Annotated in this window: 24 protein-coding genes; 11 read left to right on the plus strand and 13 right to left on the minus strand. The window is 61.5% G+C overall.

Going from position 1 to position 26,908, the window contains the following annotated elements; genetic code table 11:
* Window positions 1-102 precede the first annotated feature (102 nt).
* Window positions 103-1,032 (minus strand): pseudouridine-5'-phosphate glycosidase, encoded by a 930-nt coding sequence (locus tag PZN02_RS16520; RefSeq protein WP_280659038.1) that lies wholly within the window; start codon window positions 1,030-1,032, stop codon window positions 103-105.
* 136 nt (window positions 1,033-1,168) lie between these two features.
* Window positions 1,169-2,116, minus strand: coding sequence for a carbohydrate kinase family protein (locus PZN02_RS16525; RefSeq protein WP_280659039.1), 948 nt, complete (start codon window positions 2,114-2,116; stop codon window positions 1,169-1,171).
* 267 nt (window positions 2,117-2,383) lie between these two features.
* Between PZN02_RS16525 and recA the strand changes: the two genes are divergently transcribed.
* The gene (gene recA, locus PZN02_RS16530) at window positions 2,384-3,475 is read left to right on the plus strand and encodes a recombinase RecA (protein WP_280659040.1); all 1,092 of its coding nucleotides are present in this window, start codon (window positions 2,384-2,386) and stop codon (window positions 3,473-3,475) included.
* Window positions 3,476-3,699: 224 nt separating this feature from the next.
* Window positions 3,700-6,363 (plus strand): alanine--tRNA ligase, encoded by a 2,664-nt coding sequence (gene alaS, locus PZN02_RS16535; RefSeq protein WP_280659042.1) that lies wholly within the window; start codon window positions 3,700-3,702, stop codon window positions 6,361-6,363.
* Window positions 6,364-6,408: 45 nt separating this feature from the next.
* Here alaS and PZN02_RS16540 read toward each other — a convergent pair whose 3' ends face one another.
* Window positions 6,409-8,067: a SulP family inorganic anion transporter gene (locus PZN02_RS16540; protein WP_280659043.1), complete on the minus strand. Its 1,659-nt coding sequence runs from the start codon at window positions 8,065-8,067 to the stop codon at window positions 6,409-6,411.
* A gap of 170 nt (window positions 8,068-8,237) precedes the next feature.
* Here PZN02_RS16540 and PZN02_RS16545 point away from each other — a divergent pair, with 170 nt between their 5' ends.
* Window positions 8,238-9,089 carry an AraC family transcriptional regulator gene (locus PZN02_RS16545; RefSeq protein ID WP_280659044.1) on the plus strand — a complete coding sequence of 284 codons (852 nt, stop codon included), beginning with the start codon at window positions 8,238-8,240 and terminating at the stop codon, window positions 9,087-9,089.
* A 40-nt stretch (window positions 9,090-9,129) separates the two neighbouring features.
* On the opposite strand, the gene PZN02_RS16550 is transcribed toward PZN02_RS16545, so the two are convergent.
* Both PZN02_RS16550 and PZN02_RS16555 read right to left on the minus strand, forming a co-directional pair.
* Entirely contained in the window at window positions 9,130-9,861 is a 732-nt protein-coding gene (locus tag PZN02_RS16550) for an HAD-IIB family hydrolase (protein ID WP_280659045.1), read from the minus strand.
* A gap of 175 nt (window positions 9,862-10,036) precedes the next feature.
* Window positions 10,037-11,251, minus strand: a complete 1,215-nt coding sequence (locus PZN02_RS16555) for an NADP-dependent isocitrate dehydrogenase (RefSeq protein ID WP_280659046.1) — start codon at window positions 11,249-11,251, stop codon at window positions 10,037-10,039.
* A 227-nt stretch (window positions 11,252-11,478) separates the two neighbouring features.
* Between PZN02_RS16555 and PZN02_RS16560 the strand changes: the two genes are divergently transcribed.
* Window positions 11,479-12,309: an RNA methyltransferase gene (locus PZN02_RS16560; RefSeq protein ID WP_280659047.1), complete on the plus strand. Its 831-nt coding sequence runs from the start codon at window positions 11,479-11,481 to the stop codon at window positions 12,307-12,309.
* Entirely contained in the window at window positions 12,296-13,141 is an 846-nt protein-coding gene (murI, locus tag PZN02_RS16565) for a glutamate racemase (protein ID WP_280659048.1), read from the plus strand. Before PZN02_RS16560 ends, murI begins: the two co-directional genes overlap by 14 nt.
* On the opposite strand, the gene PZN02_RS16570 is transcribed toward murI, so the two are convergent.
* Window positions 13,138-13,329: a hypothetical protein gene (locus PZN02_RS16570; RefSeq protein WP_280659049.1), complete on the minus strand. Its 192-nt coding sequence runs from the start codon at window positions 13,327-13,329 to the stop codon at window positions 13,138-13,140. The two genes, murI and PZN02_RS16570, sit on opposite strands and share 4 nt — an antisense overlap.
* A 259-nt stretch (window positions 13,330-13,588) precedes the next feature.
* On the opposite strand from PZN02_RS16570, the gene PZN02_RS16575 reads away from it, so the two are divergent.
* The 5 genes from PZN02_RS16575 (at window position 13,589) to PZN02_RS16595 (ending at window position 18,829) form a co-directional block, all read left to right on the plus strand.
* Window positions 13,589-15,103, plus strand: coding sequence for a helicase HerA domain-containing protein (locus PZN02_RS16575; RefSeq protein WP_280659050.1), 1,515 nt, complete (start codon window positions 13,589-13,591; stop codon window positions 15,101-15,103).
* Between the two features lie 243 nt (window positions 15,104-15,346).
* Window positions 15,347-15,964 carry a 30S ribosomal protein S4 gene (gene rpsD, locus PZN02_RS16580; RefSeq protein WP_280659051.1) on the plus strand — a complete coding sequence of 206 codons (618 nt, stop codon included), beginning with the start codon at window positions 15,347-15,349 and terminating at the stop codon, window positions 15,962-15,964.
* A gap of 95 nt (window positions 15,965-16,059) precedes the next feature.
* Window positions 16,060-17,007 carry a glutaminase gene (locus tag PZN02_RS16585; RefSeq protein WP_280659052.1) on the plus strand — a complete coding sequence of 316 codons (948 nt, stop codon included), beginning with the start codon at window positions 16,060-16,062 and terminating at the stop codon, window positions 17,005-17,007.
* A gap of 110 nt (window positions 17,008-17,117) precedes the next feature.
* The gene (gene ttcA, locus PZN02_RS16590) at window positions 17,118-18,008 is read left to right on the plus strand and encodes a tRNA 2-thiocytidine(32) synthetase TtcA (protein WP_280659053.1); all 891 of its coding nucleotides are present in this window, start codon (window positions 17,118-17,120) and stop codon (window positions 18,006-18,008) included.
* Entirely contained in the window at window positions 18,005-18,829 is an 825-nt protein-coding gene (locus tag PZN02_RS16595; protein WP_280659054.1) for an inositol monophosphatase family protein, read from the plus strand. Before ttcA ends, PZN02_RS16595 begins: the two co-directional genes overlap by 4 nt.
* Window positions 18,830-18,832: 3 nt before the next feature.
* Here PZN02_RS16595 and PZN02_RS16600 read toward each other — a convergent pair whose 3' ends face one another.
* Window positions 18,833-19,792, minus strand: coding sequence for a LysR family transcriptional regulator (locus PZN02_RS16600; RefSeq protein WP_280659055.1), 960 nt, complete (start codon window positions 19,790-19,792; stop codon window positions 18,833-18,835).
* Between the two features lie 87 nt (window positions 19,793-19,879).
* Between PZN02_RS16600 and PZN02_RS16605 the strand changes: the two genes are divergently transcribed.
* Window positions 19,880-20,326, plus strand: coding sequence for a cupin domain-containing protein (locus tag PZN02_RS16605; protein WP_280659056.1), 447 nt, complete (start codon window positions 19,880-19,882; stop codon window positions 20,324-20,326).
* Between the two features lie 3 nt (window positions 20,327-20,329).
* Here the strand turns inward: PZN02_RS16605 and PZN02_RS16610 are convergent, their stop codons facing one another.
* The 6 genes from PZN02_RS16610 to purL form a co-directional block, all read right to left on the minus strand.
* On the minus strand, window positions 20,330-21,637 hold the full coding sequence (locus PZN02_RS16610; RefSeq protein ID WP_280659057.1) for a multidrug effflux MFS transporter: 1,308 nt from the start codon (window positions 21,635-21,637) through the stop codon (window positions 20,330-20,332).
* A gap of 92 nt (window positions 21,638-21,729) precedes the next feature.
* Window positions 21,730-22,968 carry a multidrug effflux MFS transporter gene (locus PZN02_RS16615; RefSeq protein ID WP_280659058.1) on the minus strand — a complete coding sequence of 413 codons (1,239 nt, stop codon included), beginning with the start codon at window positions 22,966-22,968 and terminating at the stop codon, window positions 21,730-21,732.
* Window positions 22,969-23,412: 444 nt separating this feature from the next.
* Entirely contained in the window at window positions 23,413-23,748 is a 336-nt protein-coding gene (grxD, locus tag PZN02_RS16620; RefSeq protein WP_153440927.1) for a Grx4 family monothiol glutaredoxin, read from the minus strand.
* 134 nt (window positions 23,749-23,882) lie between these two features.
* Window positions 23,883-24,125: a hypothetical protein gene (locus PZN02_RS16625; protein WP_280659059.1), complete on the minus strand. Its 243-nt coding sequence runs from the start codon at window positions 24,123-24,125 to the stop codon at window positions 23,883-23,885.
* Window positions 24,126-24,131: 6 nt separating this feature from the next.
* Entirely contained in the window at window positions 24,132-24,365 is a 234-nt protein-coding gene (locus PZN02_RS16630; RefSeq protein ID WP_180941351.1) for a BolA family protein, read from the minus strand.
* Between the two features lie 225 nt (window positions 24,366-24,590).
* The gene (purL, locus tag PZN02_RS16635) at window positions 24,591-26,822 is read right to left on the minus strand and encodes a phosphoribosylformylglycinamidine synthase subunit PurL (protein ID WP_280659060.1); all 2,232 of its coding nucleotides are present in this window, start codon (window positions 26,820-26,822) and stop codon (window positions 24,591-24,593) included.
* Window positions 26,823-26,908: the final 86 nt, after the last annotated feature.

Raw genomic sequence — 26,908 nt, forward strand, 5'->3', positions numbered from 1 at the left:
CTTGTTAAAGCAATTCCAGGAAAAGCCGTCCGGAATTGCGTAATTTCAAAGAGTTAGATCATTTCACTGTTTCAGTGAAATGATCCAGCAAAGTTGCTTCACCTACTTCGCCGTCAGTGCAACGGCGATTTCGGCGGCAAGACGGGCATTGTTTTCCACGAGCGCGATATTGGTTTCGAGGCTGCGGCCGTCGGTCATGTGGAAAAGGTTGTCGAGCAGATAAGGCGTGACGGCCTTGCCGACGATCTCGTCGCTCGCGGCATTGTCGAGGGCACGGGTGATGTAGATTTCCATCTCCTCGCGCGGAATTTCACTCTCTTCGGGAACCGGATTGGCAACAAGCATGCCGCCGTCGATGCCGAGCAAGTCGCGCATCTTCTGGAAATTGGCGATCGCGGCGGGGCTGTTCAGCATCAGCGGACTCTTGATGCCGGAATCGCGCGACCAGAAGGCCGGGAAGGTTTCGCTGTCATAGGTGACAACCGGAACGCCGCGTGTCTCCAGCACCTCGAGCGTCTTCGGGATGTCTAGAATGGCCTTGGCGCCGGCGCAGACAACGATGACGCCGGTGCGGGCGAGTTCGTCGAGATCGGCGGAAATATCGAAGCTCTGCTCCGCGCCGCGGTGAACGCCGCCGATCCCGCCGGTGGCAAAGACGCTGATGCCGGCGCGCGCCGCGGCGATCATCGTCGCTGCCACGGTCGTGGCGCCCGTGCGCCGTTCGGCGATGGCGAAGGCAAGATCGGCGCGCGAGAGCTTCATGGCGCCTTCCGTTTTTGAAAGTGCCTCCAGCTTCGCGTCGTCGAGGCCAATGTGAAGGACGCCGTGAATGACCGCAATTGTTGCGGGCACGGCGCCCTGTTCACGGATGATCGCTTCGACGCTGCGGGCCATGTTGAGGTTGCCGGGATAGGGCATGCCATGGGTGATGATCGTCGATTCGAGCGCGACGATCGGCGCGCCACGCGCCCTGGCGGCCGCGACTTCATCGGAATATTCCATCGGCAGGGACGGGGAGGAGGGTTTTGTCATGGATCTATCCTTAAATCGCGATCATGTTGGGCTTAAATCAACCAAGGATCATCGAGATCGTTTCCAAAAAGGTTCGAAGCGAGATGCGGAAGGAAGCTGCGCGCATTTTCGTCCCGCCGGCGTTCGACGTCAGTTCTCATGACAGCATTTGCGGCGCCGGCACAAGAGCCACCGCCTGTTCGAGATTGCTCGCAGACATGTCCTGCGAAACGGCAAAAGGCGAGCGGAGCGTTATCCCCGCGGCGGCAATCCCGTAGCGCAGGCAACCGGCAAGATCGAAACCCGAAAGCCGCGCCGTGAGGAACCCCGAGGCCAATGCGTCGCCGGCGCCCGTGACGTCTGCAAGCGCGGGCAGGGCAGGCGGAACGACGAGGCAGGCCTCGCTGCGATCGAAGGCGACAGCGGCGCTGCCGCCGCGCGTTACGACGCCACCAGTAAGACCGGCCGCTCGCAACAGCGATGGCCAGTTCGCAGCCTCTGGTGCGTCCATCCCGGTCAGGGCACGCGCTTCCGCCTCGTTCATGAACAGGAAACTGAGCCCGCCGAGGCATTTCCTGAGCCGCATCACCTTTGCCGGTGACACGGCGATGGCGGCAACAATTCGATCGTCCCTGGACGCCACACTGACCAGCGTGGAGAGTGTCTCCTCGGGCAGGTTCGCATCCATCAGCACCAGATCGCTGGCAGACAATATTTCGCGTATCGCGCGCTGCTGCAGCCGGCGAGGCGAAAACAACTGGTAGAGCTCCATGTCGGCAAGCGCGATGACGAGGTTGCCGTCGTTTTCAAGGATCGCCGTATAGCTCGGCGTTTTCCGGTCGAGAAAGGTGAACGGGCAATCGATCACACCAGCCGCGGCCGCGGCAGCCGCCACCATCTCGCCTGCGGCGTCGCCGCCGCGCGGGCTGATCATTCGTACGCTGTGACCGAGGCGCGCAAGGTTTCTCGCCGCGTTGAAGCCGCCTCCGCCCGCTTCCTCGAACCACGAGCCGGGATTGCTCGCGCCGGGAGCGGTGACGCCGCTGATGCGGCCGCGACGATCGATGTGGGCGCCGCCGAATACGGCGATTTCCCGTTGTTTCATAAAAGCTCCTCTTTGGATTGCTTCAATCCGAAATCACAGCCGCGGCACGGTCGCGAATCGCGCTGGTATCGCCAAACCTGGCCGCGGTCCGGCATGGCCTGTGGAAATGTGGTACAATGCCCGTGAACAAGAATCGAACGCAATGAAAATAACCATTACAATTCAATTGGTTGCCACTCTGTTGCCAAAGCGGAACAAAACATGTACAAAAACTCCTGCGGCGGCTTCATTGCCTCGATAGCTCCAATAACCTAAAGGTGGGACCAAATGGCACAAAACTCTTTGCGGCTCGTAGAGGACAAATCGGTGGATAAAAGCAAGGCACTTGAAGCGGCTCTTTCCCAGATCGAACGTTCGTTCGGCAAGGGATCGATCATGAAGCTCGGCGCGAAGGACAGCGTAATCGAGATCGAAACTATTTCGACCGGTTCGCTCGGCCTCGATATCGCGCTCGGCATCGGCGGCCTGCCGAAGGGGCGCATCGTTGAAATCTATGGTCCAGAAAGCTCTGGCAAGACGACGCTGGCGCTGCAGACTATTGCGGAAGCGCAGAAGAAGGGTGGCATCTGCGCCTTCGTCGACGCCGAACATGCGCTCGATCCGGTCTATGCGCGCAAGCTTGGCGTCGATCTCGAAAACCTCCTGATCTCGCAGCCGGACACCGGTGAGCAGGCGCTCGAAATCACCGACACGCTGGTCCGTTCCGGCGCCATCGACGTCCTCGTCGTCGACTCCGTCGCTGCCCTCGTGCCGCGCGCTGAAATCGAAGGCGAAATGGGCGACAGCCTGCCGGGCATGCAGGCCCGCCTGATGAGCCAGGCGTTGCGCAAGCTGACCGCTTCGATCTCCAAGTCCAACTGCATGGTGATCTTCATCAACCAGATCCGCATGAAGATCGGCGTCATGTTCGGTTCGCCGGAAACGACGACGGGCGGCAACGCGCTGAAGTTTTATGCATCGGTGCGCCTCGATATCCGCCGCATCGGCTCGGTCAAGGAGCGCGAGGAAGTCGTCGGCAACCAGACTCGCGTCAAGGTCGTCAAGAACAAGATGGCGCCCCCCTTCAAGCAGGTGGAATTCGACATCATGTATGGCGAGGGCGTTTCCAAGACCGGCGAGCTTATCGATCTCGGCGTCAAGGCCGGCATCGTCGAGAAGTCCGGCGCCTGGTTTTCCTATAACAGCCAGCGGCTCGGCCAGGGGCGGGAGAACGCGAAACTTTTCTTGCGTGACAATCCCGATCTTCTGCGCGAGATCGAGATGGCTCTGCGGCAGAATGCCGGCCTGATCGCTGACAAGTTCCTGGAGAACGGTGGACCGGAGAGCGATGACGACGGCGATGCAGCAGCCGAAATGTAAGATCTGAGGCGCACGCGTTTTGGATAAAGCCGGTCGTTCTTCCAGACGGCCGGTTTTTTGCTGCCGTCTGGACAGCATGATAGACGAAAGATAAAAGCCTGTGGTTCCGGCGGCTGAGGGCGTTGGTGGGCGCGACTGTCACGGACAGACGCGAGGTTGAGATGGCGGTGCGCGGCCCGAGAAGTGCGGTCGCAACCGGGAATGGTGCACAGATAGGACGCAAAATGAGCGGCGTGAATGAAATCCGGTCGATGTTTCTCGACTATTTCCGCAAGAACGGTCACGAGATCGTGCCGTCGAGCCCCCTGGTGCCGCGCAACGACCCGACGTTGATGTTCACCAATGCCGGTATGGTGCAGTTCAAGAACGTCTTCACCGGCCTGGAGCAGCGCCCCTATTCGACGGCCGCGACGGCGCAGAAATGCGTGCGTGCCGGCGGCAAGCACAACGACCTCGACAATGTCGGCTACACTGCCCGGCACCACACCTTCTTCGAAATGCTCGGCAACTTCTCGTTCGGCGACTATTTCAAGGAACGCGCGATCGAGCTCGCCTGGAACCTCATCACCAAGGAATACGGGCTCGATGCCAAGCGCCTGCTGGTGACTGTCTACCATACCGACGATGAAGCCTTCGGCCTCTGGAAGAAGATCGCCGGCTTCAGTGACGACCGGATCATCCGCATTCCGACCAGCGATAATTTCTGGGCGATGGGCGATACCGGCCCCTGCGGCCCGTGCTCGGAGATCTTTTACGATCACGGCGAGCACATCTGGGGCGGACCGCCCGGATCGGCCGAAGAGGATGGCGACCGCTTTATTGAGATCTGGAACCTCGTCTTCATGCAGTACGAGCAGGTCACAAAGGAAGAGCGCGTCGACCTGCCGCGCCCATCGATCGATACCGGCATGGGACTGGAACGCGTAGCCGCCGTCCTCCAGGGCCAGCACGACAATTATGACATCGACCTGTTCCGCGCATTGATTGCTGCTTCCGAAGAGGCAACCGGCGTCAAGGCGGAGGGCGACCGCCGCGCAAGCCACCGCGTCATCGCCGACCATCTACGTTCATCCGCCTTCCTGATCGCGGACGGTGTGCTGCCCTCGAATGAAGGCCGCGGCTATGTGCTGCGCCGCATCATGCGCCGCGCCATGCGCCACGCACAGTTGCTCGGCGCGGAAGACCCGTTGATGTGGAGGCTCCTGCCGGCGCTCGTCGAGCAGATGGGCCGCGCCTATCCGGAGCTTGCCCGCGCCGAAGCGCTGATCTCCGAAACGCTGAAGCTGGAAGAGACGCGTTTCCGCAAGACGCTGGAGCGCGGTCTGAACCTCCTTTCCGAAGCCTCGGCAGGTCTTTCCGAGGGCGACCGGTTCAACGGCGAAACAGCCTTCAAGCTTTATGATACCTACGGCTTCCCGCTCGACCTGACGCAGGATGCGCTGCGGGCTAAAGGCATCACGGTCGACACCGATGCGTTTTCCGCGGCAATGGAACGACAGAAGGCAGAAGCGCGCGCCAACTGGGCTGGATCGGGTGAAGCCGCGACCGAGACGATCTGGTTTGAACTCAAGGAAAAGCACGGTGCGACGGAATTCCTCGGCTATGACACCGAGGCCGCCGAAGGTGTAATCCAGGCGATCGTCCGCGATGGTCGCGTGGTCGAATCCGCTTCCAAGGGCGAGAGCGTTCAGGTGATCCTGAACCAGACACCCTTCTATGGCGAATCCGGCGGCCAGATGGGCGATACCGGCATTATCGCGACCGACACCGGCAAGCTGACGGTCACCGACACGCAGAAGCGCGGGGAGGGGCTATTTGTCCACTACTGCGTTGTCGGCGAAGGAAGCGTGAAGACTGGCGAGGCGGCTGCGCTCACCGTCGATCACGCGCGTCGCACCCGGCTCCGCTCCAATCACTCCGCGACCCACCTGCTGCACGAGGCGCTGCGCGAGGTGCTCGGCACGCATGTGGCGCAGAAGGGCTCGCTTGTCGCGCCGGACCGGCTACGCTTCGACGTATCGCACCCGAAGCCGATGACGACGGACGAATTGAAGGTCGTGGAGGAGATGGCGAATGAGATCATCGTTCAGAATTCGCCTGTGAAGACGCGACTGATGACCGTTGACGATGCGATCGCGGAAGGCGCCATGGCGCTCTTCGGCGAGAAATACGGCGACGAGGTCCGCGTCGTCTCCATGGGGCAGGGCGTTCGCGGCTCGAAGGCCGGGAAACCGTACTCGGTGGAACTCTGCGGTGGCACGCATGTGTCGGCGACCGGCGACATCGGTCTCGTGCGGATCGTTTCTGAAAGTGCGGTCGGTGCCGGCGTGCGTCGAATCGAGGCGCTGACGGGCGAGGCGGCTCGCGCCTATCTCAACGAGCAGGACGAACGGGTGAAAACGCTGGCGTCCGCGCTCAAGGTCCAGCCGGCGGATGTGCTCGGACGGGTGGAGGCCCTGCTCGACGAGCGCCGGAAGCTGGAGCGGGAGCTGACCGAGGCGAAGAAGAAGCTTGCTCTCGTCGGTGATGGCCAGAATGGTTCGGCCGATGCCGCCCGTGATATCGCGGGCGTTCGCTTCCTTGGCAGGGTCGTGTCCGGCGTCGAGCCGAAGGACCTGAAGAGCCTCGCCGACGATGGCAAGAAGACGCTCGGTTCGGGCGTTGTCGCTTTCGTCGGCGTTTCCGGCGATGGCAAGGCGAGCGCGGTGGTGGCCGTTACCGACGACCTCACCTCGAAGGTCAGTGCCGTCGACCTGGTGCGCGTCGCTTCGGCCGCACTCGGTGGCAAGGGCGGCGGTGGACGCCCGGACATGGCCCAGGCCGGCGGACCGGATGGCAACCGTGCCGCCGAAGCGATCGAGGCGGTCGCTGTAGCGCTCGCCGGTTGACCTACGCTTGATTGAACAGGGGAAAGGGCGCTGCGGCGCCCTTTTTCATGCGCTCTTTTCGTTGCGGATACTTTTGAGCGCCGCTTGAACCGAGGCACGCATCACCACACGTGGCGGGCGAACGTCATGCTGGCGGAGCGTGCGGCGCACCTGCGACCTGGCGCCGGTGATGATAAATCGCACACCCGTCCGCTCGGCCTTCCGCAGCGTCCCCTCAATGACATTGGCAGCGGTCGAATCCATGAAGGGCACCTCCGAGCAATCGAGAATGAAGTTCCGGCGCTGGTCGGCGATGCGGTCGAGGACAGTGCCGACGGTTGCGGCCGAGCCGAAGAAGAAGATGCCCGAGATCCGATAGACCACCGTGTCCGGGTCGTCCGCGATGACCGGGTGTTCTTCCTCGCCATTCTCCTCCTTCAGGGCCTCCAGTGGTTTTGTTTCTCCGACAGAGATGCTCTTTGCCATGCGGTCGATGAAAAGAACCGCGCCGAGCGCGAAGCCGATCACGATGCCCTCCGTCAGCTCGCGGAAGACGACGATGATGAAGGTCGCCAGAAGCACGACCGCATCGCCGTAGGAGGATCGCATGAGCGCCATGAACGCCGGCTTCTCGATCATGTTCCAGGCAACCACGGCGAGCACGCCGGCGAGCGACGCAAGCGGGATGTAGCTCGCGAGCGGAGCGGCGAGAAGCATGAATAAAAGCAGAAAGATGGAGTGCAGCATGCCAGAAACCGGGCTGGTCCCGCCGGCACGCACATTCGTCGCCGTGCGGGCGATCGTCCCGGTAACGCAGATGCCGCCGAAGAGCGCCGAGCAGAAATTCGCGATCCCCTGCGCAATCAATTCCATGCTCGAACGATGCCGGCGACCGGTCATGCCGTCGGCGACGACGGCCGACAGCAAAGACTCGATTGCACCGAGAAGCGCAAAGGAGACGGCATCCGGAAAGACGGCGGCCGCCTTTTCGAGCGAGAAGGGCGGGAGTGCCGGTGAGGGCAGGCCACGTGGAATGCCGCCAAAGCGCGTGCCGATCGTTTCCGCCGGCAATTGCAGGAGAGCGACGAATGCAGAAGCGGCAGCAACAGCAATCAGCATGCCCGGCCAATGCGGCCGCAGCTTGCGCAGCGCGAGAATGATACCGATCGTTAGCGCGGCCGTCAGAACTGCTGCCCAGTTGACCGTACCGGCGGCAAGACCAAGCGTCGCAAGTTTCTCGATGATTGGCCCGGGCTCGCGGCCGCTCAGAGTGAGGCCGAAGAGATCGCGCAATTGGCTGGCGAAGATGATCACCGCGATCCCGGCGGTAAAGCCCACGGTCACCGGGTAGGGGATAAACTTGATGTAGTTGCCAAGCCGCAGGTAACCTGCGGCAACGAGCATGACGCCCGACATCGCCGTTGCCAGCAGCAGGCCATCGAGGCCGTGCCTGGCACCCGTTGCAGCCACGAGCACGATGAAAGCGCCGGCAGGGCCGCCAATCTGCACCCGGCTGCCGCCGAGGAGCGAAACCAGAAAACCGCCGACAATCGCGGTGTAGAGCCCGCGATCAGGCGTAACACCCGAGGCGATCGCGATGGCCATGGACAGCGGCAGGGCAACAATGGCGACGGTCAACCCGGCAAAGGCGTCCGCCTTCAGGCGAGCGCCGTCGTATCCTTCCTTAAAGACGCTTACCGTTTTGGGGACGAGAGAATCGGGCATCGACGAAACTTTCGGGATTCCACTATTGCGGGCAAAGCGTACTGGACGCGGTCAGACTATATGAGTCGCTACGCCGAACAAGCAGTGGCGATCGGGCGCTTGATGTCCGCAGGATTTGTCAATTCCATCTATGCTTTATCGATTTCCGAGCGAAACGCGAAAGGTTCGGCATGAATGAAGAAACGGTATGGGCGGGCTATGAGAGGCGGCTCCACCGCGTCTCCGCTTACATCTATGCGCATCTCGACGAGGAACTCGATCTCGATCGGCTGTCGGAAATTGCCTGCATGTCGCCGCACCACTGGCATCGGGTCTATCGTGCAGTCCACGGAGAAACTCTGGCGGCGACGGTGAAGAGACTGCGGTTGCAGCAGGCCGCCGCCGATCTCGTCCAGACCACTCTTCCAGTCGAAGCAATCGCGCGACGCTCGGGCTACCCGAATGTTCAGTCCTTCAATCGCACTTTCAAGGCCGTCTACGGCCTGCCGCCGGCGCGCTACAGGAATGAAGGGAGCCACAAAGCCTTTGAAACCACTTCGACGGAAGGAAATCCTGACATGTATGACGTCAACTTACGGGAAGTCGATCCGCTCGCGCTGGTCGGCGTGGCCCACACCGGCTCCTACATGGCCATCGGCCAGGCCTTCGAGACGCTCTATGGGACGCTGTTTGCGCGCAACCTGTTCCAACCGGGCATGGATATGATTGGCATTTATCTCGACGACCCCGAACTGGTAGACACAGACAAGCTCCGTTCCTTTGCCTGCGTTACCACACCCGCTGAGTTTCCGGTCGAGGCGCCACTGACGCCGCAAAGAATCGAGGGCGGCCAATATGCGGTGCTGCGCCACAAAGGGCCTTACGCCGACATGCCGAAGGCCTATCAGTGGCTCTACGCGACCTGGTTGCCGCAATCCGGTCGGGCAATCCGCGACAGCGTGATGTTCGAGAAATATCTCAACAATCCAAGGGAAGTCCCGCCGACGGAGCTCGTCACGGAAATCTTTCTTCCGCTGAAATGACTGGCGGCGCGGCGCTGTAGGGCGGGGTGAAGGACCGGACCTATCTGATGACGCCCCAGTGACGCAGCCCTTCGATCACGCCGTCGGCATACGAGTTGCGGGCGAGAAAATGCCGCCGTTCGCGCCCAACCTGGCGCAGTTCGGCAAGCGCATTGGCGACCACCACGCCGCGCACGCGCGGCATGTCGAACATTTCGCGGTCGTTTCCGGTGTCGCCGGCGACCACCACCTCGTCGAGATCGACCGCAAGCTCCCGGCAGATCCAGGCAAGCGCGCTGCCCTTGCCGCCGGCGCGCGGCAATATGTCGAGATCCCGACTGCTGGAATAGATGAGCTTCACGTCCAATCCGTCGGCCGCCAGCCGTTCCGCGATGGCGCCGATCTCCTCCTCCCGCGCGTCGGGCAAACGCCAGCTCGCCTTGTGAGCATGCTGGTCGACGGCCGCCTGCGGAACCGCGCCTTCTACCGTCTCCATGACCGCGGTGACGGCCTTGACGTCGATAGGAGGTCCAAGCGCTTCGGTGAACGCCTGCAACCGTTTCCTTATGCGCGCGTCCGCTATCATCGTCCCGACGCCGCCAATCACGTAGTGAGGCGGGGACAACTGATCGACATCGACGAGCGAAAATATGTCGTTGATCGGCCGCCCGCTATTGTAGACGAGCAGCGGCCTCTCGCTCTTGCCGAGCGCCTGCCAGGCCAAACGAAAGCGATTAACAGCTCCATCATCGCCGAGAAGCGTGCCGTCGATATCGAGGGCGACGAGTCGCACCGGTTTTGATCCCGCTTGGTCCATCTGCTGTTGCCCATGGTTGGAAACTTCCATCGGAAAATGAACGAGTGCTGTATGCGTTCCATGGGCGCACTTGCCCATCCGCTCGCGGGACCGAAAGACAAGAAACCCGGCGCGTGGCCGGGTTCCAAGACTTCCTGTGGGTTTGGCCGGTTTAGGCAGCCATTGCCTTCTTGAGGTTCTCGTCGATCTTGTCGAGGAAGCCGGTGGTCGAGAGCCACGGCTGGTCGGGGCCGATCAGCAGAGCCAGGTCCTTGGTCATGAAGCCGGATTCGACCGTTTCGACGCAGACGCGCTCGAGCGTTTCGGCGAACTTGGCGAGTTCGGCATTGCCGTCGAGCTTGGCGCGGTGGGCAAGGCCACGGGTCCAGGCGAAGATCGAGGCGATCGAGTTGGTCGAGGTTTCCTCGCCCTTCTGATGCTGGCGGTAGTGGCGGGTCACGGTGCCGTGCGCGGCTTCCGCTTCGACCGTCTTGCCGTCCGGCGTCATCAGCACGGAGGTCATCAGGCCGAGCGAACCGAAGCCCTGGGCGACGATGTCGGACTGGACGTCGCCGTCATAGTTCTTGCAGGCCCAGACATAACCGCCGGACCACTTCAGCGCCGAAGCCACCATGTCATCGATCAGGCGATGTTCGTACCAGAGCTTTTCCGCCTTGAACTGTTCGGCGAACTCCTCTTCGAACACTTTCTGGAAAATGTCCTTGAAGCGGCCGTCATAGGACTTGAGGATTGTATTCTTGGTCGACAGATAGACCGGAACCTTGCGCTGCAGGCCGTAGTTGAACGAAGCGCGAGCGAATTCCGTGATCGACTCGTCGAGGTTGTACATGGCCATCGCGACGCCGGCGCCGGGCGCGTCATAGACGTCGTGTTCGATCGTCTGGCCGTCTTCGCCGACGAACTTGATCGAAAGCTTGCCCTTGCCCGGGAACTTGAAGTCGGTGGCGCGATACTGGTCGCCGAAAGCGTGACGGCCGACGATGATCGGCTTGGTCCAGCCGGGAACGAGGCGCGGCACGTTCTTGCAGATGATCGGCTCGCGGAAGATGACGCCGCCCAGGATGTTGCGGATCGTGCCGTTCGGCGACTTCCACATCTTCTTCAGCTTGAACTCTTCGACGCGGGCCTCATCCGGCGTGATCGTCGCGCACTTGACACCGACGCCATGCTTCTTGATTGCGTTGGCGGCGTCGACGGTCACCTGGTCTTCGGTTGCGTCGCGGTTCTCGACGCTGAGGTCATAATATTCGAGATCGAGGTCGAGATAGGGGTGGATCAGCTTGTCCTTGATGAACTGCCAGATGATGCGGGTCATCTCGTCGCCGTCGAGTTCGACGACCGGATTGGCGACCTTGATCTTTGCCATGGATATGCCTCGTAGCTTTGCGGAGCATCGGACGCGATGCCCCCCGGTGGGAGAAATCCAGAGCCCTATAGCACTGTGAACCAGCAAGGCAAAGCATGCTTGGGTGAAACTTTGGATGGAGGAGAGGCAGCCATCGGACGCCATTTGCCGTCTCGCCGGGACTCAACGGCAGACTTTAAATTCGCGAGCAATTGTGCGAGGGAAGCGCCAAACAGAAGGCGACGGCAATGGCAGGTACCAATAGCGAGCGCGAACTCTTGACGGAAGGTCCGGCAATCATTCTCGCTTATCCCCAACTCGGCGAGAATATCGGCATGGTGGCGCGCGCCATGGCCAATTTCGGGCTGTCGGAACTGCGCCTCGTCAATCCGCGGGATGGCTGGCCGAGCGAAAAGGCGCGCTCCGCCGCAAGCCGCGCTGACCACGTCATCGATGGCGCCAAGCTCTATGGCTCGCTTGAGGAGGCGATCGCGGACTTGAACTTCGTCTACGCCACCACGGCCCGCGACCGCGACGGCTACAAGCCCGTGCGCTCGCCGATCGTCGCGGCACGCACGCTGCGCGAGCGATTCAGGAGCGGGGAGGCTGTCGGCATCATCTTCGGCCGCGAACGCACGGGCCTCACCAACGAGGAAGTGGCGTTGGCTGACGAGATCGTGACCTTCCCGGTCAATCCGGCCTTCGCTTCGCTGAACCTCGCACAGGCTGTGCTGCTCATGTCCTACGAGTGGATGAAGACCGGCATGGAATCGGAAGAGGAAACGTCTTTCCAGGCGATCGCACAGCGCCCGGCGACCAAGGAGCATCTGCAGGGCCTGTTCGATCATCTGGAAGACGCCCTGGAAGCGCGCAATTACTTCCGCTCCGCCGACAAAAAGCCGAAATTGGTCGAAAATCTCCGCGCTGTTCTGACAAGACCATCCTTTACCGAGTCCGAAATCCAGGTGCTGCGCGGCGTCATCTCTTCACTCGACCGGTTTACGCGCGAAAATCCGCGCGGCTCCGGCGCACCGGCAGGGCGCAACAGGAAAGTGCAAGGCGGGGGTGACAACGAGTGAACTGAAACCCATACTCGTCTTCGACAGCGGGATTGGTGGGCTGACGGTGCTGCGCGAGGCGCGCGTGCTGATGCCGGAGCGTCATTTCATCTACGTCGCCGACGATGCCGGGTTTCCCTATGGCGGTTGGGAGGAGGGGGCGTTGAAGGAGCGCGTGATCACGCTCTTCGGCGAACTGCTCGCCACGCACGCTCCGGAAATCTGCATCATCGCCTGCAACACCGCCTTCACGCTCGTCGGCGCTGATCTCCGCGCCACCTATCCGCAGATGACCTTCGTCGGCACGGTGCCGGCGATCAAGCCGGCGGCGGAGCGGACGCGTTCGGGGCTGGTTTCGGTTCTGGCCACACCCGGCACGGTCAAACGCGCTTATACGCGCGATCTGATCCAATCCTTCGCCTCGCAATGCCATGTGCGGCTCGTCGGCTCGGAAAACCTGGCGCGCATGGCGGAAGCCTATATTCGTGGCGATCGCCTCGATGATGAAGCGGTTCTGGCGGAAATCAGCCCCTGTTTCGTCGAAAAGGACGGGAAGAAGACCGACATTATCGTGCTCGCCTGCACGCATTACCCGTTTATGGCGAATCTCTTCCGGCGGCTCGCACCCTGGCCGGTCGATTGGCTGGATCCGGCCGAAGCGATCGCCCGGCGGGCGCGCTCGCTGGTGGCGCTACCGAACGGCTTCGAGCCATTGAATGGCGATGACCCGGCCATTTTCACTTCCGGCAAACCCGATTTCGCCACGCGGCGGCTGATGCAGGGCTTTGGGTTAACGGTGATTGCAAACACCGTGCCCGATGAGCGGGCGAAACCCAGCCAAGCTATCGTTTAAAAAACGTCCAGCAAGAACAAAAGTCCGCCGACAAGGACAACCAAGGCGCCCGCGACAATCGCGTTGGCAACCTTCATTTGCGCCGCTTCCTTCTTGGATATGACCCGATGGGCGTCTTTGTGCGCTTCGCGCATGCGTTCATCGAGCTTGTGCATCTCGAATTGTTGTTTGGTTTCGTTCTGGTGCATCGCTGCCTCTAGCAAGCTGTGACGGACCAAACGCATATGGGGACGGTCGGAGAGCTAAGAAAGACACTGCGACCCCGATATTCAACTTTCCCTTGCAATAAGGGGAAGCCCGTGAGTTTCCCTTCAGGGGGCGGCCGCAACGAAGTATTCCCTGTGGGTTGTCGGAATCTGCGGGATGGTCGTGGGATAAACCGTGCTAGGTGTCGCCCGTTTGACGATCCCGGCGGATCGCGAATCAATCCGTGACGAAGAGGTGGGAATGAAAGTCGGCATCGACATGGGAACGACGTCCGAAGGGACTTCGGCCTCGCTCGATATCGAGGAGCTTCTGGCAACACGTCTCCTGGTGCAGGGCAATTCCGGCTCCGGAAAGTCGCATCTCTTGCGCCGTCTGCTCGAACAGTCCGCGCCATGGGTGCAGCAGTGCATCATCGATCCCGAAGGCGATTTTGTTACCCTCGCCGACAAGTTCGGCCATGTTGTCATCGATGGCGAGCGCACGGATGCGGAGTTGATCGGCATCGCGACGCGCATCCGCCAGCACCGCGTCTCCTGCGTCCTTTCGCTGGAAGGTCTCGACATCGAACAACAGATGCGCAGCGCCGGCGTGTTCCTGAACGCGATGTTCGATGCGGATCGCGAATACTGGTATCCCGTCCTCGTCGTCGTCGACGAGGCGCAGATGTTCGCGCCATCGGTCGGCGGCGATGTCTCGGAAGAAGCCCGCAAGGTATCGCTTGGCGCGATGACCAATCTCATGTGCCGCGGCCGCAAGAGGGGGCTTGCCGGCGTTATCGCCACGCAGCGCTTGGCGAAGCTCGCAAAGAATGTCGCCGCCGAAGCCTCGAATTTCCTGATGGGGCGCACCTTTCTCGATATCGACATGCTGCGCGCCGCCGATCTCCTCGGCATGGACCGCCGCACCGCCGAGATGTTCCGCGACCTGAAACGCGGCTCTTTCGTCGCGCTCGGGCCCGCGCTGTCGCGTCGGCCCCTGAAGGTAACGATCGGCTCCGTCGAGACCTCCGCCCGCTCCACCAGCCCGAAGTTGATGCCGCTGCCGGAAGCGCCGCAGGATGTCGAGGACCTGATCTTCACGCCGGATCTGGAAGAGTTGACACGGCCGATCATGCGCCGGCCGGCTCCGCAGCCACGTCCGGCGACCGATATCCTCGCCGAACTGTCACGGCCACGCCCCGAGCCTTTGGCGCCGGTGGAGACCAAGCCAGCCCCGCCGGAAATGTCGCCGGAGGAGCGCGAGGCGTTGCTCGACAGCCTGTTTGCCGAGATCCTGGCCAATCCGGACGCGGCGTTCCGCCCAGACGCCGAACTGTTCCAGGATTTTCTCGTGCGCTGCCGTATTCGCCGCGTGCCCGGGCCCGCGCTCTCCTTGAGCGCCTTCCGCCGCAAGATGGCCGTCGCCCGGTCCGGCGTCGACGCCGAGACGGCTGCGACCGAGACATGGGCATCGGCGCTCCGGCTTGCCGACCGCGTGAGCGAGGATTTGCAAGCCGTGTTCCTGATGATGGCGCAGGCGGCCGTGCGCAGCCTGCCATGTCCTTCGGACGCGATGATCGCGCGCGCCTATGGAACCCATTCCGCCCGCCGCGCGCGGCGGTTGCTCGGCTATTTCGAGGAACACGGCCTGATCGTCGTGCATGCGGATTTCTCCGGCAAGCGTATCGTCGCTTTCCCCGATCTCGGGAGCGAAACCGCGCCGGGCGATGCGAATGGTCCGGATGTCGGCAATGGGGAACAGGCGGCCGCCGAGTGACGCTATCTGGCGAAAATCGCTATGTTTCTGTCATATTCCGTTGACAAACCAGCGACCGATGCGTAAAGACCCGCCCAACGCCGGGCAGCGATGTCCGGTGTTTCATTTGACATGTCCCGTGGTTTCTTGCGTCCGCGTGATCGTGAGAGGCCTGTCAGAACTCCCAAAATGGGTTCAGAGGAGGGCGTGTTTCCTTGATCCGGCTTGGCAACAAGCCGGTGTAACTGATTGAAAGGAAATGCGATGAGCAAGCGCGAATCGTCCAAGTACAAAATTGACCGCCGCATGGGCGAAAACATCTGGGGTCGTCCGAAGTCCCCGGTCAACCGCCGTGAATACGGCCCGGGCCAGCACGGCCAGCGCCGCAAGTCCAAGCTTTCCGACTTCGGCGTGCAGCTGCGCGCCAAGCAGAAGCTGAAGGGCTACTACGGCGACATCCGTGAAAAGCAGTTCCGCGCGATCTTCGCCGAAGCTTCGCGCCGCAAGGGTGACACCCCGGAAAACCTGATCGGTCTGCTCGAATCGCGCCTCGACGCGATCGTCTACCGCGCCAAGTTCGTTCCGACCGTCTTCGCTGCACGCCAGTTCGTCAACCACGGCCACGTCAAGGTCAACGGTGTCCGCGTCAACATCGGTTCCTACCGTTGCAAGCCGGGCGACGTCATCGAAGTCAAGGAAAAGTCCAAGCAGCTCGTTTCGGTTCTCGAATCCGTACAGCTCGCTGAGCGCGACGTTCCGGACTACATCGATGCGGACCACAACAAGATGGTCGCGACCTTCGTCCGCGTTCCGGTTCTCACCGACGTTCCGTATCCGGTCGTCATGGAACCGCACCTGGTCGTCGAATTCTATTCGCGTTAATCCGGGCTTTGGCCTTGTGAGCTTTCGAAAAACCGCCCGGAGACGGGCGGTTTTTTTGTACGAAATACCGATCAATCCGTGTCGAGGGATGCCGCATGCCGGAGCAGCAAGCGCCGCAAGATCTGCAGGCGATCATCGATGACATTTACCGCGAACTGACGCCAAGGCTTGGCGAAGGCAAGGTGGCCGACTACATCCCGCAACTCGCGCGCGTCGACTCCCGCCGTTTCGGCATGGCAATCGTCACGACGGGCGGCCAGATCTATCGGGTTGGCGATGCCGAGGTGCCGTTTTCGATCCAGAGCATTTCCAAGGTGTTCACGCTGACACTGGCGCTCGGCAAGCATGGAGAGAATATCTGGCACCGTGTCGGGCGCGAGCCGTCCGGCTCCGCCTTCAATTCGATCGTGCAGCTCGAGCACGAAGGCGGCAAGCCACGCAATCCCTTCATCAATGCCGGCGCGATCACCATCAGCGACCTCATCCTGGCAGGCCACACGCCCAAGGAGCTGATCGGCGAAATCGTGCAGTTCGTCCGCTATCTTGCCGACGACGACACGATCGTGATCGACCACGAGGTAGCGCGCTCGGAGACGGCAACCGGCTTCCGCAATGTCGCGCTTGCCAATTTCATGCGTTCCTTCGGCAAACTCGATCATCCGGCCGAGCACGTGCTCGGCGTCTATTTCCATCATTGCGCCTTGGCGATGACCTGCGTGCAACTCGCCAAGGCCGGCTTGTTCCTGGCAGCCGGCGGCGCCAACCCCCTGACGGGGCATTCCGTCGTCTCGCGTCAACGTGCGCGCCGCATCAATGCCCTGATGCTGACCTGCGGACACTACGACGGCTCCGGCGATTTCGCCTATCGCGTCGGTCTGCCAGGCAAGAGCGGCGTCGGCGGCGGGATTATGGCAGTCGCGCCGAGCAAGGCTTCCGTCGCCGTCTGGTCACCGGGTCTCAACGAGAACGGCAATTCGCTGCTCGGCTCCCTGGCTCTCGAAATGCTGGCCGCGCGCACGGGCTGGTCCGTGTTTGGCCCTTGATAATGCCGTTCCGGACCGTTTCCCCTTGATCTCCGGCGCCGGACAGGGCAAGTGCTGGTTGATGCACCTGGGCGCAGCTGTTGCGGCCCGCCTAATCCGAGACTGTCGCTATGGAACTCGCACGATCGTCAGAGCGCGATGGGATGAACATCATCGTCGACGAGGAAGACACCGGCTTCGACGCCGGCGCCCATCCGCTTTTTGCCCGGATGCCGTCGTCTGTTTCCTTCAACAAGCTTCGCAAGCGCCTGCTGCGGCAGACGCGTCAGGCGCTCGACGATTTCGGCATGCTGAAGGGCGCGAAGCGCTGGCTGGTCGGTCTTTCCGGCGGCAAGGACAGCTACAGCCTGCTCGCACTGCTGATGGACCTGCAATGGCGCGGGTTGCTCCCGGTCGAACTCATCGCCTGCAACCTCGATCAGGGCCAGCCGAATTTCCCAAAGCATATCCTGCCGGAATACCTGACTTCGATCGGCATCAAGCACCGGATCGAGTACCGCGACACCTATTCCGTCGTGAAGGAAAAGGTGCCAGCCGGCGCGACTTACTGCTCGCTCTGTTCGCGGCTGAGACGCGGCAATCTCTATCGCATCGCGCGGGAGGAGGGGTGTGATGCCCTGGTCCTCGGTCATCATCGCGAAGATATTCTCGAAACCTTCTTCATGAACCTCTTCCATGGCGGGCGTCTCGCATCGATGCCGGCAAAGCTTCTCAACGACGAGGGCGATCTCATGGTTCTGAGACCGCTTGCCTATGCGGCGGAAGACGACCTCGCGAAGTTCGCAGCCGCCATGGAATTTCCGATCATCCCCTGCGACCTCTGTGGTTCGCAGGATGGTCTCGAACGAAATGCGATGAAGGCGATGCTTGCCGACATCGAGCGGCGCATGCCGGGCCGCAAGGACACGATGCTGCGGGCGCTCGGACACGTGAACCCGTCGCACCTGCTTGATCCGAGACTTTTCGATTTCCAATCCCTTTCCCCGGAGCCCAAAGAATGAGCCAATCGGTCGACATCGCTGCGCTTGCCAACCTTCTGCAGGAGGCGGCGGTCAAGGAAATCCTGCCGCGCTTCCGCAATCTTGGTTCAGGCGATGTACGCATGAAGTCGGAGGCGATCGATCTCGTCACTGAGGGGGATGAAGCAGCGGAAAGGCTCATCAAGGCCAAGATCGACACGGTCGCGCCCGGTGCTGTCTTCATCGGCGAGGAATCCGTCGCCGCCGAGCCGGCGCTTCTCGACAAGCTTGCCGATGCCGATCTCGCCATCGTCGTCGACCCGATCGACGGAACGTTCAATTTCGCGGCCGGCCTGCCGCTCTTTGGCGTGATGGCAAGCGTGGTCGCCAAAGGCGAGACCGTCGCCGGCATCATTTATGATCCGCTTGGCAACGACTGGGTCATTGCCGAGAAGGGGGCGGGCGCCTGGCTTTGCCGGCCCGACGGATCGCAGGAGAAATTGGCGGTGACTGCCGGCGTGCCACTCGAGGCCATGGTCGGCGGTGCTTCGACGGCCTTCTACAAGCAAGACGACCGCCGGATCGTCATGGGCAATTTGGCCAAGGTCAGGATTGCGACGAGTTACCGTTGCGCGGCGCACGAGTATCGCATCTTTGTCGGCGGCCATCTGCATTTCCTGATGTACCAGAAGCTGATGCCGTGGGACCATCTGGCCGGTACGTTGATCGCCGAAGAGGCGGGCGCCTATGCCGCGCGCTTCGATGGCTCGCGCTATCTGCCCGCCCATACGAACGGCGGCCTGCTTCTGGCAACCGACAAGGAGAGCTGGGACGCGCTGCGGCGAGAGGTTTTCACCGTCTGACATCTAGGCGATGGCCGTCCGTTCGCCTTCGTTGAGGGGGCGCATCAACCCGATGATCTTCTCCCTCATCCATCTGTGCAGCGGGCTGGCCGTCGAACGTCGGTGCCAGACCGCGATGATCAAGGGCGGAACAATCGGCATCGGCGGGTGGTAGATGTCCAGGCCGATCTGCGGGGCGACCCGCTCGGCCAGCTGACGCGGCGCCAACGCGATCAGGTCGCTTGCCGCAACTGCGCGGCAAACGCCCGAGAACACCGGCAAGGTCATCATGACCTTTCGGCGGCGGCCCACCTTGGCCAGGGCGGCGTCGCCCATGGCCGAGAAATTTCCCTCGGGCGAGAAAAGCACGTGTCCAATCTCGCAGAACAGGTCCATCGGAACGATTTCGCCTGGTCCTAACCCCGCCGCTGTCAGTTGGGGATGGCTGCGTCGCGTGATCACGACGAAGGTCGAATAAAAGAGCGGCTGGCTGCTGGCCCAGTCTGGAACGGGCTGGTTCGGGATCAAGGCCAAATCGGCATGATACTTCTCGAGGCTGTCGATATAGCTGTTTGGAACGAGATCGACGAGTTGGGCCCTGATATTGGGCGCCTGCTTGCGCAGCAGGTCCGCGAGCGCCGGCATCAGCATCTCGGCGAAGAAATCGCTTGCCGTGATCCGAAAGGTTCCCTCGGCCGTTGCGGGTTCGAACGTGCTCGGCGGCGCAAAAAGGACTGCAAGTCGGTCCAATTCCTCCCTGAGCGGCAATTCGATGGACCTTGCATAGTCGGTCGGAACCAGGCGGTTGCCATGGCGGACGAACAGCTCGTCTTTCAACGCGTGCCGCAATCTGGCCAGTGCGCCCGACACTGCCGATTGGGACATGTTCAGCCGCTTGCCCGCCTGAACAGTCGAGCCTTCGCGCAGAATGGCGTCGAGCACGCGCATAAGGTTAAGGTCGAACGTTGCGAAATTGACTTTCACGATAGCTTGTATCTGTACAATCGGTTGGATCGATAGTGTCCCGCCGCATAAGCTCGAGTCAATAAGAACGCTTTGACGGAGCTGAGCATGCACGAGATCTTTTGCGCCAATGCCATCGATTGGAATGGCGTCAAATACAGGACAATTCTGTCCACCAAGGCGACCGACGGCAAACTGTCGATCGTTGACAGCCTCTCTCCGATCGGAAGCGGACCTCCGCGGCACGTCCACGAGGCGGAAGACGAGGTTTTCGTGATCCTCACGGGCCGGTGCAAATTCTGGCTGGAAGGCGAAGAGTTCATGCGAGGACCGGGAGAGGCGGTATTTATCCCGCGCGGATCGGAGCACACCTTTCAGGTCATCGGAGATATTTCCTGCCGCCATCTCGTGACCCTGACGCCCGGCGGCTTCGAGGAGTTCTTCGCGGAAATGGCGGCGGGCCAGTTCTCCATTCCCGACGATATGCCGGCAATCGTGGAGGCCGCAGGTCGGCACAATCTGCGGTTCACCGGGCCGCCGCTGGATGTGAACTGAGAACTAGACGTGGCCGCCGTGCTCGTGCGCCATGTCCTTGTCACCGGGATGCGTGAAGAGCTTGCCGTTCTCTGCCCAGAGCGTGGCGAGAATGGTGAACAGGCCGAACAGCGCAAAGCCACCGAACAAGGGCTGCAGCGTACCATTGAAGAGCTGGCCAACGGCGGCGCCGAGTAGCGTGCCGCCCGTCGTCGAAACGAAGCCGGTAATCGCGGTTGCCGTCCCCGCAACGTGTCCCATCGGCTCAAGGCTGATGGCGGTGAAGTTCGTGGCGATGACGGCGAAGAACATCAGCAGTATCGAGAAAAGCAGATAGCTGATGACGAAGGCGGGCGTGCCTGCGAGCGACAGCACGAAACCGATCGACGCCAGCGACGTGAAGAGGATCATCGCCGCATGTGAGATGCGGCGCATACCGAAGCTGCGGACGAAGAAGCCGTTGGCGAAGTTGGCGACTGCAATACCGCCAGCGGTCCCTGCAAAGGCGATCGGCAGCCAATCGCCAAGACCATAGACCTCCCCGAAGACCTGCTGAACACTGACGATGTAGGCACAGATCACGGCGGAGAAGAGCGTAAGGCCGATCATATAGCCGCAGGTTATGCGGTTCGTCAGTACCGTGCGGAATCCGGAGAGGACGGCGCCGACCGAAAGCGGCAGACGCTCCTCTACCGGCAGAGACTCCTTCATCCGGGTCAGCGCCCAGGTGAAGAGGACTGCCCCAATGCCGCCAATCAGGATGAAGATCCAGTGCCAACTCGCAGAGGCGAGCACAAGTTGGCCAAGGAAAGGAGCGACGATCGGGATGATCATGAAGACGATCATCACGTAAGACATGACTCGTGCCATCTCGCGGCCACCGAAACAATCGCGCACGATTGCCATCGTCGTGATGCGGATGGCGGCAGCTCCGATCCCCTGGACGAAGCGCATCACAAGCAGCGCTTCGAAACTTGAGGCCTGCGACGCCGTGAATGAGGTGAGCGTGAAGAAGGCCAGGCCGCCGAACAGAACGATGCGTCGACCGAAGGCATCGGAAAGGCTACCGAAGAAGATCTGCGAGAGGCCGAATCCAAGCAGGAAGATGCCGATGACGAGCTGCGCGTCGTTCGCATTCGCAAGGTCGAACGACTGGCCGATGCTTTGAAGCGCGGGCAGCATACTGTCGATTGCGAGCGCGACGCTGGCGGTCATGAGCGCGATTGTCACGATGAACTCGGCGATGCCCATACGGATGCGTGCCGCGCCCGAAAGCCCATCGCCATGTTCGGCTTTTTGAGGGATGGAGGATCGTTCTGAGACGGAAGACATTGTCGAAATATCCGTAATATGAGCTTGGGAGGAGACATCGGACCGGCGCGTCCGCGGCGGAGGCGAGGGACGCCTCCATGCCGCATTTCGGGCTACCCCGCCGGATTGTGCGGTTTGAAGAGCCGGCCGCCCTCGGCGATCAGCACGAAGGCGAGGGCGAAAACGGCGACAATGAAAAATCCGGCGGCAAGCGGCGTCACGGTGCCGTCGAAGGCCTGGCCGATAAATGCACCGATGATCCCGCCGCCGATCGTCTGCGTGAAGCCCAGCACAGAGGAGGCCGTTCCGGCTACATGGCCAAGTGGCTCCATCGCCATGGCGTTGAAATTCGCCGCGATCAGGCCGAACTGGAACATCGTCGCGGCTTGCAGAATGATGAAGAGCGGCAGCGGCAGCGGCCCCATCAGCGACAGGGACACCCAGACGAAGCTTGCCAGAGTGAAACCGAGAAGTGCCGCGTGCGACAGCGTCCGCATGCCAAATCGCTGGACGAGGCGCGAATTGGTGAAGGACGCGACCGCCATCATTCCGGCGAAGGCTGCGAAAACCGCCGGGAACCAGATGCCGAGCCCGTATATGCCCACGAGGATCTGTTGGGCCGAATTGACGAAGCCGAAGAGGCCGCCGAGGAGGGCGGCTGTCGCCAGCGTGTAAAAGAGCGCCAACCGGTTCGTCAGCACGATGCGGAAGCCGTCCAGTATCACTGTAGACGTGAAGGCGCGTCGATTGGCCGGTGCCAGCGTCTCCTGAAGCCGAAAGGCTACAGGTACGGCGATGGCTACTGCGAACAGCGCGATCACGACGAAGATCATGTGCCATTCCGAAAAGAGCATGATCAACTGACCGATGCTCGGCGCGACGATCGGAACGGTCATGAACACCATCATGACCAGCGACATGATCTCCGCCATCTGGCGGCCGCCATACACGTCACGCACGACGGAAACGGTGATGACGCGGGTTGCGGCCGCGCCCACACCCTGCACGAAGCGAAAGAAAAGGAGCGCAGCGAAGGTCGGCACGAACACGATTGCAAGCGCGCAGAGGCCGTACAAGGCGAGCCCACCCAGCAGCGGCCCCTTTCGCCCGAAGCGGTCGGAAAGTGGGCCGAAGAACAGTTGCGCGAAGCCCATGCCGATGAGGTAGGCCGTGATGACAAACTGCCGGTCGTTTTCGTCGGCTACGCCGAGACTCGCACCAATCTCCTGCAGGCCCGGCAGCATGATGTCGATGGAGACCGCGTTGATCGACATCAGCATTGCCATCAGCGCAATGAACTGGAACTTCGTCAGTCCCGAGAGGGTGGCGGTCTGATCAATGGGCCTCGTCATCTCACTTGTCCTGCTGATGGCCGGGGTTTGGCAATCGGTCTTGAAAACTATTTGCTCTCCGAGCGGGAGAGGGCTGCAACGCGTTGAGTTTCCGCATCTGCTGCGGGCCGCGTCCGGCCCGAACGATGCGGTCAGTGACTCCGAAAGGACAGGCGACCGGCGAGCACCGATCGTCACGTCGGGTATGGAGGTGGGACGCGCTCGCTCGTCAGAACGAGCGGCGAGCGGAGGTCCGGGCAAAGCGATATCCGCCTTTTGGTGCCCTTGAATGGAAAGGTGCCCCTCGCGGGCAGCTTATATCAGGCTATCGAGAACGCTTCCCGCAGCCGGAAATTGCCTGACTGCTCAAGAAGCACATTAGAAATTAGACAGTCGAAATATAGCTTCAGAATCAAAAAAGGCGGTCGCCCGCCTTTCCCGATATTTGGAAGGATGCCTTCCGGGTCAGGCGGCACCCTTCACAGAAATACCTTGTCCCTGAAGATGCGACTGCAATTCGCCGGCCTGGAACATCTCCCGTACGATGTCACAGCCGCCGACAAATTCGCCCTTCACATAAAGCTGCGGAATGGTCGGCCAATTGGAGTAGTCCTTAATGCCCTGGCGAAGATCCGCATCCGCGAGCACATTGATGCCCTTATAGTCGACGCCGATATAATCGAGGATCTGGACAACCTGGCCGGAGAAGCCACACTGCGGAAACTGCGGCGTGCCCTTCATGAAGAGAACGACGTCGTTCGTCTTGACTTCGTTATCGATGAAATCGTGAATTCCGCTCATTTTGTCTTCCTTCCTGCGCCGGTTTCAAGGACCGGATGTCGATTGGGGCTTAGATAGCATGCGTGCGCGTGATTTTCACCACCCCATCGCAACAAATATTGATGGTCCTCAAAATGTGGCCTTGATGCCACTCGCTACGAGGAGCGGCGGCGCAGCTTGCTCCTCGCGGCCGCCGTACGGCGACGACTCACCTGTTTCTTCGCGGGTTTGCGCACCGCAGCTTCGATGATCTCCGCGAGCAGACCGCCCGACGCGGCTTTCCTGGTCCGGCGCTTCGTCCGCTTCGTTGCGGTACGCCTCGCACCGGTCTTCTTCAGGATCTCCTTCAGCGCGCTGTCAACAACACCGCTGACGAGTTCCTTGATCAGATCCGCCATTCCGGCTCACTCCGGCGCGCTGGTCTGGAGAGCGAGTGCGTGAAGCACGCCACCCATATTGCCCTTCAATGCGTTGTAGACCATCTGGTGCTGCTGCACGCGGGTCTTGCCGCGAAACGCTTCAGCCACGACTTCGGCGGCATAGTGGTCGCCGTCACCGGCCAAATCGCGGATCGTGACCTTTGCACCGGGGATCCCGGCCTTGATCAAGTCTTCGATATCGCCTGGTGTCATGGGCATGGTACGCCAACTCCCTTTTATTCTGCGTCGGCTGCGCTGCCGACGCCTTTCATATTTTCAGGGAACCACGATTCAGGTGCTGAAAGCAAATGCTGAATCGGCCTATTCCCGAAGTCTCCGCGGCTACAGTCTGTCGCGTGAAAAAGAATTCACGGACAGGCTTTAGATCATGTCTTCATGCATGTCGTTATCGCAAAACCGCTGCACACTTTTGCGCGACATGCATTAATTGTCCGGCGCGAGATCGCCGCCCATGTAGTCCGGGAACCAGGATTCATGCGCAGAGCGCAGGTCATTGATTGCGACCGCTCGCGCTTCACCGAGCTTGACGGTGTCGCCGCCGGTCTTGCCGATGACCGGGACCGAAACGCCCGCAGCCTTCGTGCGCTCCAGCACCGCATCAAGATTGCCGGCAGCAACGGTCACAACGTAGCGTCCCTGGTCTTCGCCGTAGAAAACCGGAATGGGATCATGCCCCGCCGGGGCATCGATCGTCGCCCCGATGGCGGACGCCATCGCCATTTCCGCCACCGCGAGGGCGAGGCCGCCGGAGGAGCAATCATGCACCGCCGTCGCAAGGCCCGCTTCGATCAGACCGCGAACGAAATCGCCGACCTTGCGCTCATGCGCAAGATCGACATGCGGTGCCGGACCGTCGGTGCGGCCGTGGATGTCGCGCATGTAGACCGACTGGGCGATATGGCTGCCCCAGCTTTCCGGTGCGCCAGCAAGCAGGATCGTCTCGCCCGCTGCCGCAAAGCCGATGCGCGCCATCTTCGACCAGTCCTTGATCAGACCAACGCCGCCGATCGTCGGGGTCGGAAGGATCGCCTGGCCGTTGGTCTCATTATAGAGCGACACGTTGCCCGAAACGATGGGGAAGTCGAGCACGCGGCAGGCTTCGCCGATGCCTTTGATGGCATGGACGAACTGGCTCATGATCTCCAGGCGCTCGGGATTGCCGAAGTTCAAGTTGTCGGTCGCAGCGAGCGGCAGCGCACCGGTTGCCGTGAGGTTACGCCAGCACTCGGCAACCGCCTGCTTTCCGCCCTCGAAAGCATCAGCCTCGACATAGCGCGGCGTCACGTCTGATGAGAAGGCCAGCGCCTTCGTCTCATGACCTTCGACACGGACGACGCCGGCATCGCCGCCCGGCAATTGCAGCGAATTGCCCTGGATCAGGGTATCGTATTGCTCGTAGACCCAGCGGCGCGACGAATTGTTGGCGGAGCCGACAAGCTTGAGAAGCGCTTCTGCGACGTCTGCCTGCGGGATGTCGTTGGTGGCGAGCGGCGAGGGGGTCGTTGCCGGCGTCCAAGGACGATCATATTCCGGCGCTTGGTCGCCGAGTTCCTTGATCGGCAGGTTTGCCACTTCCTCGCCCTGGTGCAGGATGCGGAAGCGCAGATCGTCCGTGGTCTTGCCGACAATCGCGAAATCGAGCCCCCACTTGACGAAGATCGCCTTGGCTTCGTCTTCCTTTTCCGGGCGCAGCACCATCAGCATGCGCTCCTGGCTTTCGGAAAGCATCATCTCGTAAGCCGTCATGTGCTCTTCGCGCACCGGCACCTTGTCGAGATCGAGCTCGATGCCGAGATCGCCCTTAGCGCCCATCTCGACCGCAGAGCAGGTAAGGCCTGCCGCCCCCATGTCCTGGATGGCGATCACCGCGCCTGTCTGCATCAGTTCGAGGCAGGCCTCGAGCAGGCATTTTTCGGTGAAGGGATCGCCGACCTGCACGGTCGGGCGCTTCTCCTCGATCGACTCGTCGAATTCGGCCGACGCCATGGTCGCGCCGCCGACGCCATCGCGGCCGGTCTTGGCACCGAGATAGACGACCGGCAGGCCGACACCTTCCGCCTTCGAATAGAAGATCGCATCGCTCTTCGCGAGGCCGGCGGCGAATGCGTTGACGAGAATGTTGCCATTGTAACGCGCGTCGAACTCAACCTCGCCGCCCACGGTCGGAACGCCGAAGGAGTTGCCGTAGCCGCCGACACCAGCCACGACGCCGGACACCAGATGGCGGGTCTTTGGGTGGTCCGGCGAGCCGAAGCGCAGCGCGTTCATCGCGGCGATAGGACGTGCGCCCATGGTGAAGACGTCGCGCAGGATGCCACCGACGCCGGTCGCTGCCCCCTGATAGGGCTCGATATAGGACGGGTGGTTGTGGCTCTCCATCTTGAAGACGACGCAGTCACCATCGTCGATATCGACAACGCCGGCGTTTTCGCCCGGCCCCTGAATGACGCGCGGCCCCTTGGTCGGCAGTGTCCGCAGCCACTTCTTCGAAGACTTGTAGGAGCAATGCTCGTTCCACATCGCCGAGAAAATACCGAGTTCGGTAAATGTCGGCTCGCGCCCGATGAGATTCAGGATGCGCTCGTACTCATCAGGCTTCAGCCCGTGGGAGGCGATAAGGTCCGGGGTGATGGGGCGGGTGTTGGAAATCGTCATCGTCGACCGTCAATCCTTCGGGCGGCGCGCAACCCTTCCAAGGGACACGGCGCGTGCGAACCGCAACAGACTCAAAGTGCTACAGC

The organism is Sinorhizobium garamanticum (genome assembly GCF_029892065.1).
Taxonomy (GTDB): Bacteria; Pseudomonadota; Alphaproteobacteria; order Rhizobiales; family Rhizobiaceae; genus Sinorhizobium; species Sinorhizobium garamanticum.